Raw genomic sequence first — 11,938 nt, 5'->3', positions numbered from 1 at the left:
TATCGGAATCCCATAAATCGCGGTCACGGATTTGTGTTTTCAGCGGCCAAAAGAGCCTCCAGACCACTTTTGTAGTCCGGGTAGAGCAGTGTGACGCCCAATTCGTCCTTGATTCGGTCATTCCGAACTCGCTTAGATTCTGCGTAAAAGCTTCGTGCCATCGGGGACATCTGTGCAGTTTCAAAGGGCTCCGCTTCGGGCAAGGGGAGACCCAACAATTGTGCAGCGTATCCAATCACGTCTTGCGGCGGGGCCGCATCGTTGTCGCAAAGATTGTAGATTGCACCGGCTGTTGGCTGCTTAATCGATGCATCCAGAACCTGCGCGATGTCCTCTACGTGAATTCTGCTGAACACTTGGTTGTCTTTAATGATGCGGCGGGCGGTTCCATTCCGCACCTTAGAAAAGGGCCCACGTCCGGGGCCATAGATGCCCGCTAACCGAAAAATGTGCAGCGGCATTCCCGTTTGAATTGCCAACTCTTGCCACGCAGCTTCTGCCTCAACTCGAAGCTGGCCGCGTTTCGTGGAAGGCGTGAGGGGCGTCGTCTCGTCCACCCAGCCACCTTGGTGATCCCCGTAAACGCCTGTGGTGGACAGATACCCAACCCATTCCAGGTTTTCAGCCGCTTGGCTAAGTTGGTCCCGAAAGGCGTTCAGAACAGGGTCACCCTCCTCGTTCGGGCCTGCTGATATGAGAATATGCGTGGCTTTCTTTATGTACTCCGAAAGATCCGACTCCGGCCAAATCACACCTTCAAAACCATCACTTTGCAAAACCTGCACTTTGTCTTGCGTGCGCGTCGTTCCGGTGATCGTCCAGCCTTGGGGCAACAACCGGTTTGAAAGGGCCTGCGCAGAGTACCCGTGACCGAAACTAAGAAGATGTGGCATCAGGTTAACCTTTCGACAGCCCAGCGTGCGGCGTCGGCAACTGCGGGGTCGGGATCATTGAGATGCGCTTGGGCGCCTTCAATCAGTTCCGGCTTGGCGGAGTTTCCAATTGCATAAAGCACATTGCGAATAAAGCGATCCCGACCAATACGCTTTATCGGCGAGCCGGAGAACTTGGTGCGAAATTCTGTGTCATCCAACTTTACCAGCTCCGCCAGTTTAGGGGCACGCAAATCATCGCGCGCGGCATAGCGCATTTCGGTCGCGTCTTGGGCAAACTTATTCCACGGACAAGCGGCGAGGCAGTCGTCGCATCCGTAAATGTGGTTGCCCATATTCGCGCGCAAATCCTCGTCAATTGGCCCTTTATGTTCAATCGTCAGGTAAGAGATGCAGCGTCGCGCATCCAACTGAAACGGCGCGGGAAAAGCCTTAGTCGGGCAAACATCAAGACACGCTCGACAGCTACCGCAATTGTCAGTTTGGGCGACATCAGGCTCTAATTCAACCGTCGTAAAGATCGCGCCGAGGAAAAACCAACTTCCTAAATCACGCGACAATAGATTCGTGTGTTTGCCCTGCCATCCCAGACCGGCAGCCTCTGCAAGGGGCTTTTCCATCACGGGTGCTGTATCGACGAAAACCTTGATTTCCACATCTTCAGCTTGCTCAATCAGCCACCGTCCAACCCGCTTAAGGCGCTTTTTGACGATATCATGATAATCGCGGTTCTGGGCGTATACGGAAATCGCGCCACGATCTTGATGGTTCAACACCTCCAACGGGTCATGATCTGGCGAGTAAACCTCGGCCAACATAATGACCGATCGCGCGTCAGGCCAAAGGGACGCAGGGTCACCGCGCCACGACATGCGCTCCGCCATCCAGCCCATTTGACCGTGCCGCCCATCGTCAACATATGTGCTTAACCGGTCTGGAGCTTTGGGTATCGCATCAGGTCGACAGACACCCATCTTGGCAAAGCCTTCCGCAAGCGCCTGCGCTTGCAATCGGTCTTTTAAGCTCAAAAATCCAAGTCCGCGTAATGCGGCGGTTGAATGAAACCAGGAACCTGATCGGCCAAAATAGAACGGAACGCGGGACGGGATTTAATCTTCGCGTACCAGTCTTTGACGTTGGCATTCCGGTTCCAGTCCACGTCCCGAATATAGTCGAGGCAGGAGAAATGCGCGGCGGCCGTAAAGTCTGCCAAGCTGAGCTGATCGCCCCCAAGCCACCGGCGTTGATCCAACAGCCAGCCCATGTAATCGATGTGGTACTTAATTTTCTGCGCGCCCAGCTTCACGTTCCGGCTTTCGGGGTAACCTTGTCCCATGATCTTCTTGTTCACGCGCTCATACAAAAGCTTCGACGTCACTTCGTGATGGAACTTATCGTCGAACCAGAAAATCAAGCGACGCACCTCGGCGCGGTCTTCAGGCTTTTTGGGCAACAATGCTGGCTCTGGGATAACCTCTTCAAGGTATTCGCAAATAGCCTGACTTTCACTGAGCGTCTGGCTATCGATCTTCAAGATCGGAACTTTACCCGCAGGGTTACGCTGCATGAAGTCGGTGTTTTGCTCCCAGTAGCGCTCTTCTACCAGCTCCACCTCGACCTTCTTCTCGGCGAGCACAAGGCGCACCTTGCGACAGAAAGGGGAGAGCGGGGCGTGATAAAGGCGGTTCATCGCTTAATCCAATGAGAGAATTCTGTTACGTTGTAATCGCAACCTTGGGCGGGTTTTTCAACCATCGAAACACTCATTCCGCCCATCCACGCGGATCGTAGCCGCACCAGCTGCGATTGAGCGGGCGCGTTTATTCACAAATTGGGATGGCCGTTTCGCCGAACGCCCCTTCGGATTGGGAAGAATGGCTGCAAGAAGTGAAGCCTGACGCATAGTCAAATCTTTGGCGTCCACACCAAAATACCAAGGTGCGGCGGCCCCAACCCCGAACACTCCTTCATCGAATTCGGCAACATTCATGTAAACTTCCAAAATGCGACGCTTGGTCCAAACCGCTTCTACAATTGGCGTGATTGCTGCCTCCAATGCCTTCCGCGTCCAATTCCGACCGTGCCAAAGGTATGTGTTTTTAACTGTTTGCTGCGACAATGTTGAGGCACCGCGTCCGCCGCCATCCTCCAGTGCATCGCGGATAGCCGCCATATCGAAACCCCAGTGATTACAAAAGTTTGCGTCTTCGGCCGCGACAATCGCATGGGACATATTCGGGGAAATCGACTCGAAATCACGCCATTCTCTTCGTGTTTGGTCAAGGCGCCAGCCCTCCGATATGATGAACGCCGTCGTCGGTGGGTTTACGAAACTGTAAAGCACTACCGCGAGCAAAACGAATAAGAACGCCGCAATAAGCAGCCGCCAAATCCAACGCACCGCAAGAACAGGAGCCGCCCCAATCCACCAGAAAATGGAACGCTTGGGTTTCGCCTGCTTCTTCGTCTTCGCCGATTTGATCGGCTTTTTGGGTTTCTTCACTGCCTTCGCCATACCGACGTTCTACCCCGACTGGTGCTTGGATCAAAGGTCTGTCACGCTGATCGCTATCGACAAGTTACACTGGAGATCCGGCCTGAAGTATCAATGTCGATTGTTAGCCGTTGCGGGCTAAAATCCATAGTAATCACATCCTCTGGATGGAGGACACGTGTTGGTTGAGGCAAAACGACTTTCTCGAGCACCGATTCTCGCTTGCCCAGAAGGGTGTAGAAATTCTCAGCCCCACATCTAGGTTGACCGTCAAAATTGGCAGGGTCTGCAAATCTACCGCCAGGGTTACCGTCACAAGCCGCTAACACAAACAGAAAGGGTATAAGGAATCGCATTGCGGTATTTTAGGCCCTTGATGTGATCTGCGCAAATGTTTGGTAATTGATTTCCAGCAGAACTAAGCGCAAAGATAATCTATCACACAAGATTAGGATTAGTCATGCGCACCAAAGCAGCTGTTGCCGTTCAAGCAGGTAAACCACTTGAAATCATGGACGTGAACCTTGACGGGCCACGTGAAGGTGAAGTGTTGGTTGAGATGAAGGCCACGGGCATTTGCCACACAGATGAGTTCACCCTCTCCGGTGCAGACCCAGAGGGATTGTTTCCAGCCATTTTGGGCCACGAAGGCGCTGGTGTCGTTATGGATATCGGCCCCGGTGTAACAACGCTCAAAAAGGGGGATCACGTCATCCCTCTTTACACGCCCGAATGTCGCGAGTGCGAATACTGTCTGAATCCTAAGACCAATCTGTGTCAGTCCATCCGCACCACCCAAGGGCAAGGACTTATGCCCGATGGCACGTCGCGTTTCTCTACGCTCGATGGGGATCCTATCTTGCACTATATGGGGTGTTCTACTTTTGCGAACCATTCGGTGGTTCCAGAGATCGCGCTCGCCAAAGTGCGCAAGGACGCACCATTTGAAAAGATCTGCTACATTGGTTGCGGTGTCACGACAGGCATTGGCGCGGTGATCAACACGGCCAAGGTCGAGATCGGCTCGCGCGCCATTGTCTTCGGCTTGGGCGGCATTGGTCTGAACGTAATTCAAGGCCTGCGCTTGGCAGGTGCTGATCAAATCGTAGGCGTAGACCTGAACCCTGGCAAAGTTGAAATGGCAACACGCTTTGGCATGACCGATTTCGTTAACCCCTCCGAGGTTGATGGCGATCTGGTTGCATATTTGGTGGCGCTCACCAAGGGTGGGGCAGACTATACTTTCGACGCAACAGGCAACGTGAGCGTAATGCGCACCGCCTTGGAGGCTTCGCACAAGGGTTGGGGCGAGTCGATCATTATCGGTGTTGCGCCAGCAGGTGCCGAGATCAGCACCCGCCCCTTCCAATTGGTCACAGGGCGCAGCTGGCGCGGAACCGCATTCGGCGGGGCTCGTGGCCGCACAGATGTTCCCAAGATTGTCGACTGGTACATGGACGGGAAAATCGAAATCGACCCGATGATCACACACACTATGGGATTGGAAGATATCAACAAAGGCTTCGATTTGATGCACTCAGGTGAATCAATTCGGTCCGTGGTTATCTACTAAATTGAGTTGAGCAAGGGCCGCAAAATGTGGTCCTTACTCCACCCCGTATCGAGCAAGGAACATGTCCACCGCACCATCGATCACGCGGTCGATTTGCTCTTGGCTGGGTTTGTCGATGATGTTGAAAATCATCTTCACAAAAATCTCAGACTTGATCAGTTCTTGAAACTGCATTGCCGCAAGATGCATGTCGTCGATCTTAAGCTCGCCACGTTCACAGGCGTGCTCGAAATATTCGCTCATGCGGTCCTCCATAAGCTTGGGACCGGACATGTAAAATTCGCGCCCCAACTCTGGGAAACGGTCGGACTCTGCGACGCAAATGCGAAAAATCCGCTGCGCGAAGTTGGATGTTAGAAATTCCATCATCTTATGAGACATGGTGGTCAACATCTCACGAACGGGAACGTCCGTTGCATTCACCTCCAAAGCACGTTCAGCTTGAGAGGCGCATTCTTCTTTTGCCACTTCGATGAACAAAATCCGTTTGTCGGGAAAATAGCTGTAGAGAGTTGCCTTCGAGACTCCGGCCTCACGTGCGATCAAGTCAACGCTTGCACCTTCAAAACCTTGCGCCAAGAATACATCTCGTGCGCCGGCTATAACTTGATCGTACTTACGACCCCGTTTGATTGCAGGTGTGTTTCCGTCCAATTGAGTATCTCCCCGTAGTCGGCCTTATAGACCACAACACTTCGTTTCAGCAACAACTTGCCGAATGAGGTAGGCGGGCCCGAAAGCCCGCCTTGCTTCGTGATCACTAGGGGGAGCCACTAATCACGTGCAAACTTGCGCTCTGCAACGTCAGCTAACGATAAAGAACCACAAGTGTCTGGCGTCATCTCTGCATCTCTTTCTAGTTGCGTACAGCTCTGGGATGGCGTCTTCGCGGCTTGCACATCCGCCTTGGTCGCGGCTTCCTCAACATCGGGGAAAGTTAACAACGGGATGTACGCGCCATCAGCCAACGCAGGGCCTGCGATGGCAACTGTCGCGGCGATCAAGGCAGTCTTTAGAGAGGTCATCGGTTCAATCCTTTAAAAGTGAACTAATCAGTTCATATTGTGATATCTAAACCGGTCAGTTTAGTTTTTCAAGCTAAATCTGAACTGATTAGTTTAGATGTCAGATAGAACCCCCTCCTTCCCTTACTGGGATCGTCCAAAACGACTTCTCACATCCCTTCCTCATGGTGATTTTCGAGCCGAAGAAAAAGCAAACGCAAACCTAAGCAATGATCCCAGATAATTTGATCCGCCCTATCCCGCCCTAGCAGAGCGTGATAACGGGGATGCGCGATGCTAGAGATATTCCTAAAAACACTACCCTTCTTCGCGATCATTGGATTGGGTTATGGGGCTGGGCGGGCGAAATTCTTCACCCCCGAAGCCACTGGCTATTTAACCAAGTTCGTTTTCTACTTCGCCCTTTCCGCCATGTTGTTCCGTTTTGCGGCCAACTTATCCTTGTCGGAAATTCTGGATTGGACCTATGTAGGTGCCTACTTTTGGGCCACGGCATTGATTTATCTCATTGTCACAGCCGTCGCATTTGCACGTAAACTATCCGTGGAAGAGGCCGCGATTGAAGCGCAATGCAGCGTGATTGGCAACGTCGGCTTCCTAGGCGTCCCCTTGTTGGTTCTACTTATGGGCGAGGCCGCTATCGGGCCTGTCATGCTGACCTTAGCAGTCGACTTAATCTTCTTTAGCAGTCTCGTCGTTATCCTGATCACCGGTTCTCGAGACGGGCGCATGTCACTAGCCCTTCTTAAGACCGTCGGCATTGGCTTGATCAAAAACCCGATGATCGTATCCATCGTGTTGGGCTTCCTTTGGTCAGCCTTCAAGGCACCCATTCCCCAACCGTTAAACGATTTCCTTTCGACTTTAGGCGGTGCCGCAACGCCCGGCGCATTGTTTGCCATTGGCGCGTCGCTTGCTTCCAAATCCGCCGAGAGAATGGAGGTTGCCATTTGGCTATCCTTCTCCAAACTCATCCTTCACCCCGCCGCTGTTGCGGTTTCGGCGCTTTGGCTTTTCACTGTCGATACCTATTCGGCGTCCGTGATGATAGCCGCTGCGTCCTTGCCTGTGGCGGGAAATGTTTACATGATTGCGCAACACTATGGGGTTGCTCCCGCACGAGTATCCGCCAGTATCCTGATATCGACTGCCGTTAGCGTTTTATCGGTTTCGCTCGTAATCGGCTGGCTTACTTAAGGAAGACCAAATGGAAACGATTTCCGAAAACGTATGTTTTGGCGGCATTCAGGGCGTGTATTCGCACCGTTCACAGAGTTGCGATTGCAATATGACCTTTGGGTTGTTCCTTCCCGCCGAAGCGAAGGATGGCCCAGTACCGGTGCTCTGGTATCTTTCCGGCCTGACTTGCACCCATGAAAACGCAATGGTCAAAGCTGCGGCCCAAGGTTGGGCGGCTGAACAGGGCATCGCGGTTATCTTCCCAGACACTTCCCCGCGTGGTGAGGGCGTGGCCGATGATGAAACCTATGATCTAGGCCAAGGCGCTGGCTTTTATGTGAACGCAACCCAAGATCCGTGGGCACCACATTTCCAAATGTATGACTATATCACCAAGGACCTTACCGATTTGGTCTTTGAAAACTTCTCACTTGACGCGTCGCGCCAAGCCATCACTGGACATTCCATGGGCGGACATGGTGCGTTAACCATTGCGATGCGAGAAGCGGGTCGATTTGCCAGTGTCTCAGCCTTTTCGCCCATATGTAATCCAACCGGATCAGATTGGGGCAAAAAGCAGCTTTCGGCATATATAGGGTCTGATTCTGCTCTTTGGGCGGCACATGATGCCAGCTTGCTAATGGCCAAGAAAGGTTTCGACGGGCCGATCTTGATAGACACAGGCACGGATGATCAGTTCCTAGATTTGTTGAAGCCTGAAACGTTGGCTCAAGCCGCCGCCGCAAAACGTCAAGAAATCACATTCCGCATGCAGCCGGGTTATGATCATTCCTATTTCTTCGTTTCCACATTTATGGAAGACCACATCTCCTTCCACGCAGAGGCACTTTACGCATGATCAAGGCCGTTATTTTCGACATCGGCAACGTGCTGATTGAGTGGCAGCCGGAGCGGTTTTACGACAGCGTCATCGGCGAGGAACGTCGTAAAGCGATGTTCGCCGATGTTGATCTGCACGGCATGAACGACCAAGTCGACACGGGCGCTCCGTTCAAGGAAACCATTTACGCCGCCGCAGAAAGCTACCCCAAGTGGCGCGATGAAATCCGCATGTGGCACGATCATTGGGTTGAAATGGCATCTCCCACCATCGATCACTCGGTCAAACTATTGCGTGCGTTGCGCAGCAAGGAAGTTCCTGTCTTCGCCCTTAGCAATTTTGGCGTTGAGAGCTTCGATTATGCCGAAACCATCTACAGCTACTTAGGCGAGTTTGATCGCCGTTATATTTCGGGACACATGCAAGTCATCAAGCCGGACCCTAAAATCTACCAGATGCTGGAGGACGATTGCGGTTTAGCCCCAGAGACACTGCTCTTTGCCGATGACCGCGCCGACAACATCAACATGGCAATGTCACGTGGCTGGAAAACACATTTATTTGAGCATCCCCAAGGTTGGGCAGATTGCCTCGTGAAACATGACCTTTTAACCAACGAGGAGGCCGCGGCTTGAGCATCAAGATCATCGGATTTCACGACGGCGAGGCAGCTCTGACTTGGGGCGGTTTAACGGACGCATTTGCGAAGGGGCACTCCCTTCCTAAAGCAGAAATCGGCGACACCTTCTTGTACCGCGACCCTGACACTTTGCTTTCCCGCTCCGCCTGGATCGACGGGTTGGGTTTGGCCGTGAAGACCGCCACGATTTTTCCCAACAACCCAACCCGCGATCTACCCGCTGTAAACGGATCTGTATCAGTATTTTCAGACGACACCGGAGAGCTGGAAGCCCTGATAGATTTTCATTTGGTCACCAAGTGGAAGACTGTGGGCGATAGCCTTTATGCAGCTAAGTTGTTGGCCAATCCGAACCCGAGCACCATCTTAGTCGTCGGCACTGGCACCGTCGCAAGCAACATGATCGAGGCCTATCGCAGCATCTTTCCTGACGCCAATTATACCGTTTGGGGCAGAAATAGAGCCAAATCTAGCGAATTCGCCGACATGAATGGCGCTACCAGTATCGCGAATTTAGAAGACGCCGTCAATCAAGCCCAAATCATTTGCACCGCAACAATGGCCACAGATCCCATTGTGAAAGGCGATTGGCTTCAGGCGGGCCAGCACCTCGATCTGATCGGCGCATATCGCCCTGACATGCGCGAAGTGGATGACGTCGCACTCGCCCGTTCCAAACTCTTTGTGGACAGCTTCAAAACCACCTTAGATCACATTGGCGAATTGAAGACGCCGCTCGCCTCCGGTGTCATTTCGCGCGACGCAGTTCTGGCTGATTTCTACACACCGTCAGCCTTTGAACGCGATCCCGACGATATCACCATTTGCAAAAACGGTGGCGGCGCACATCTGGATTTGATGACCTGTCGCTACATTCTAGACCAATGGAAACCCGCCTAAACCGCCTGTGCGGACCACGGCTTTTCGCGAACTGGTAAATGGATAATTGCGCTGAAGGCTCCGACCCCAACGCCAACCCACCACACGAGGGTGTAGTCACCCGTTATGTCGTAGAGTTTCCCGCCCAGCCAGACCCCCAGAAACGACCCTAACTGGTGGGAAAAGAACACAATCCCGTAGAGTGTTCCCATATAGCGAAGCCCATAAATATGGGCGACCAACCCCGAAGTTAGCGGCACAGTAGCCAACCACAAGCTACCCATCGCAAGGCTGAAAATGATCACCGTTGTCGGCGTCATCGGGACTAATATAAACCACGCAGCAATAATCGTTCGCCCCGTGTATATCCCTGCCAACAAATACTTCTTTGAATACCGCTTGCCCAAATACCCCGCGAAGATTGTCCCACCAATGTTCGCCAAGCCAATAAGTGCAATCGAAAGCGCACCAAGCGCTGACGTCGTGGTTATTCCCATGCCGGCAAGAACCCCTGTGCCTGATATAGGCCCACAAACCTCGGTGATGAAGGCGGGGAAGTGGGCCGTTATAAAGGCCAACTGGTAGCCGCAGGAGAAGAAACCAAGAAAGATCATCGTGTAGGACGGGTCCTTAAATGCACGCTTTAGGACCGTGCCCAAGCTTTCCTCAAGTTCCGATTTGTTTATCGCAGGTGCACGCATGAAAGGCAGTGCGAACAGGGACAACAACATCACCGCTGCGAAGATGACGAAGACTGTCTGCCAAGGGAAGTACCCGAGCAATAACTCCGCCGCGGGCGCGCCAAACACCTGTCCCGCAGAACCTGCGGCAGTCGCGATGCCCAACGCCAAAGAGCGGTTTTCATCCGAGGTCGCCCGCCCAACCATCGCAAGGATTACGCCAAAGCCCGTGCCCGCGATGCCAAATCCCACTAAGATTTCGTAGAACTGATGCGCACCCGGCGTGATCGCGAACGACGACAAAACCAAACCAGCCGCATAAAGCAATGCGCCCATTACGATGGCTTTTCGGTCACCCAGCTTTTCGGCGATTGCCCCGAAAATAGGTTGACCGATGCCCCAAGCCAAATTCTGGATCGCGATTGCTAGGCTAAATTCCGAACGTGGCCAGCCGAACTCCTCTCCGATAGGAATTTGAAACACCCCAAAGCTGGCGCGAATGGAGAAACCCAGCATCATGATGATGCAGCCAACAATTAGTACGGGCGTGAAAAGAGGCGTGCGTGATTGTTCCATCCGCGAAGCGTCCGTTAATTTCTCGTTTGCGTCAATTCAGGAATATTGCGACACGGGGTAAGCAAATTTGATGAGACGCACCCATGCTACTGACCGACGCCTATAACGCTAAGATTAAAACCGGTGAGCTGACCGCTGATCCGGCCCAAACTGCAGCCTTACCATTCTTCGACGATGTGGCAGAAGAAATGGCGAAAACCCAAGGCAAGAAAAAGCTGTTCGGCTTGTTCGGCAATGAAGATGTCCCAGTTAAGGGGCTTTATATTTGGGGTGGCGTTGGGCGTGGTAAATCCATGCTGATGGATATGTTTTTCGACACTGTTCCCGAGCCGCGCAAACGTCGCGTCCACTTTCACGCATTCATGCAAGAAGTTCACAGTGCAATGCACGAAGTCCGCAAGACCGGAGTTGATGACGCCATCAAGCCCGTCGCGGACGACATCGCCCAAGACGTCAAACTTCTGTGTTTTGATGAAATGCAGATTACCGACATTACGGATGCGATGATTGTAGGGCGTTTGTTCGAGAATCTTTTCGCCAGCGGCGTTGTGGTTGTCACGACCTCGAACAGGGTGCCAGATGACCTTTATAAGGATGGGTTGAACCGCAATCTCTTCGTTCCATTTATTGAGAAATTGAAAGAACGCCTCACGGTACATGAGCTGGTATCTGACACGGACTACCGCCAAGATCGCCTCGAAGGGGAACAAGTCTACTTCTCGCCCGCCAACGCAGATGCGAAAGCCAGCATCTCGAGAATTTGGCAGAGCTTAACTGGCGGGACTGCAGAGCCATTGATCTTACGCGTCAAAGGTCGTGACGTGACCCTACCCGCATTTCACAACGGTATCGCGCGCGCCAGTTTCTTTGATCTCTGCGGTCAGCCCTTGGGTGCCGCCGACTACCTATCCGTCGCCGAGAACGTGCGTGTATTGATTTTGGAGGATATTCCTTGCCTGTCGCGTAGCAACTTCAACGAAGCAAAGCGTTTCGTGACGCTGGTAGACGCTTTATATGAAGGCAAGGTACGCCTGATTTGCTCCGCCGCGGCAGAACCAGAACGGCTTTACCTAGAAGGCGAGGGCGTGTTTGAATTTGAGCGCACGGCCTCGCGTCTGCGCGAAATGCAATCCATTGAATGGGGCGCCGAATAGGTAG

General features: G+C 52.8%; 13 protein-coding genes. 6 read left to right on the top strand and 7 right to left on the bottom strand.

The features are described from left to right. Positions 1-23: 23 nt before the first annotated feature. Genes ABJN86_RS00525 through mtgA form a run of 4 tightly spaced genes read right to left on the bottom strand, consistent with a single transcriptional unit; the run spans position 24 to position 3,408 of the window. The gene (locus ABJN86_RS00525) at positions 24-896 is read right to left on the bottom strand and encodes an SDR family oxidoreductase (protein ID WP_348362946.1); all 873 of its coding nucleotides are present in this window, start codon (positions 894-896) and stop codon (positions 24-26) included. After that, a complete protein-coding gene (gene queG, locus ABJN86_RS00520) occupies positions 893-1,921 on the bottom strand; it encodes a tRNA epoxyqueuosine(34) reductase QueG (RefSeq protein ID WP_348362797.1) in 1,029 nt (342 codons plus the stop codon). Before queG ends, ABJN86_RS00525 begins: the two co-directional genes overlap by 4 nt. Further along, positions 1,918-2,583 carry a glutathione S-transferase family protein gene (locus tag ABJN86_RS00515; RefSeq protein ID WP_348362799.1) on the bottom strand — a complete coding sequence of 222 codons (666 nt, stop codon included), beginning with the start codon at positions 2,581-2,583 and terminating at the stop codon, positions 1,918-1,920. The genes queG and ABJN86_RS00515 overlap by 4 nt, the downstream gene beginning before the upstream one ends. A 57-nt stretch (positions 2,584-2,640) precedes the next feature. Beyond that, positions 2,641-3,408: a monofunctional biosynthetic peptidoglycan transglycosylase gene (gene mtgA / locus ABJN86_RS00510; protein ID WP_348362800.1), complete on the bottom strand. Its 768-nt coding sequence runs from the start codon at positions 3,406-3,408 to the stop codon at positions 2,641-2,643. Positions 3,409-3,847: 439 nt separating this feature from the next. On the opposite strand from mtgA, the gene ABJN86_RS00505 reads away from it, so the two are divergent. Beyond that, complete coding sequence (locus tag ABJN86_RS00505; protein ID WP_348362802.1) at positions 3,848-4,960, top strand: S-(hydroxymethyl)glutathione dehydrogenase/class III alcohol dehydrogenase; 1,113 nt, start codon at positions 3,848-3,850, stop codon at positions 4,958-4,960. 33 nt (positions 4,961-4,993) lie between these two features. Here the strand turns inward: ABJN86_RS00505 and ABJN86_RS00500 are convergent, their stop codons facing one another. Next, a complete protein-coding gene (locus ABJN86_RS00500; protein ID WP_348362803.1) occupies positions 4,994-5,614 on the bottom strand; it encodes a TetR/AcrR family transcriptional regulator in 621 nt (206 codons plus the stop codon). Positions 5,615-5,733: 119 nt separating this feature from the next. Next, the gene (locus tag ABJN86_RS00495; RefSeq protein WP_348362804.1) at positions 5,734-5,985 is read right to left on the bottom strand and encodes a hypothetical protein; all 252 of its coding nucleotides are present in this window, start codon (positions 5,983-5,985) and stop codon (positions 5,734-5,736) included. 273 nt (positions 5,986-6,258) lie between these two features. Here ABJN86_RS00495 and ABJN86_RS00490 point away from each other — a divergent pair, with 273 nt between their 5' ends. From ABJN86_RS00490 to ABJN86_RS00475, 4 genes are read left to right on the top strand one after another with little or no spacing between them, the layout of a single operon-like run. After that, positions 6,259-7,182: an AEC family transporter gene (locus ABJN86_RS00490; protein ID WP_348362805.1), complete on the top strand. Its 924-nt coding sequence runs from the start codon at positions 6,259-6,261 to the stop codon at positions 7,180-7,182. A 10-nt stretch (positions 7,183-7,192) separates the two neighbouring features. Then, complete coding sequence (gene fghA / locus ABJN86_RS00485) at positions 7,193-8,023, top strand: S-formylglutathione hydrolase (RefSeq protein ID WP_348362806.1); 831 nt, start codon at positions 7,193-7,195, stop codon at positions 8,021-8,023. Beyond that, a complete protein-coding gene (locus ABJN86_RS00480) occupies positions 8,020-8,640 on the top strand; it encodes an HAD family phosphatase (RefSeq protein ID WP_348362808.1) in 621 nt (206 codons plus the stop codon). The genes fghA and ABJN86_RS00480 overlap by 4 nt, the downstream gene beginning before the upstream one ends. After that, entirely contained in the window at positions 8,637-9,545 is a 909-nt protein-coding gene (locus ABJN86_RS00475; protein ID WP_348362810.1) for an ornithine cyclodeaminase, read from the top strand. Before ABJN86_RS00480 ends, ABJN86_RS00475 begins: the two co-directional genes overlap by 4 nt. On the opposite strand, the gene ABJN86_RS00470 is transcribed toward ABJN86_RS00475, so the two are convergent. Beyond that, positions 9,542-10,780: an MFS transporter gene (locus tag ABJN86_RS00470; RefSeq protein WP_348362812.1), complete on the bottom strand. Its 1,239-nt coding sequence runs from the start codon at positions 10,778-10,780 to the stop codon at positions 9,542-9,544. The two genes, ABJN86_RS00475 and ABJN86_RS00470, sit on opposite strands and share 4 nt — an antisense overlap. Positions 10,781-10,863: 83 nt before the next feature. On the opposite strand from ABJN86_RS00470, the gene zapE reads away from it, so the two are divergent. Further along, positions 10,864-11,934, top strand: a complete 1,071-nt coding sequence (gene zapE, locus ABJN86_RS00465; protein ID WP_348362814.1) for a cell division protein ZapE — start codon at positions 10,864-10,866, stop codon at positions 11,932-11,934. The last annotated feature ends 4 nt before the right edge of the window (positions 11,935-11,938 follow it).

Origin of the sequence: Litoreibacter sp. (assembly GCF_039974535.1) — a bacterium.
Classification (GTDB): Bacteria; Pseudomonadota; Alphaproteobacteria; order Rhodobacterales; family Rhodobacteraceae; genus Litoreibacter.
The sequence above is the reverse complement of the archived record's forward strand: the minus strand, read 5'-3'. Positions and strand labels throughout refer to the sequence as shown.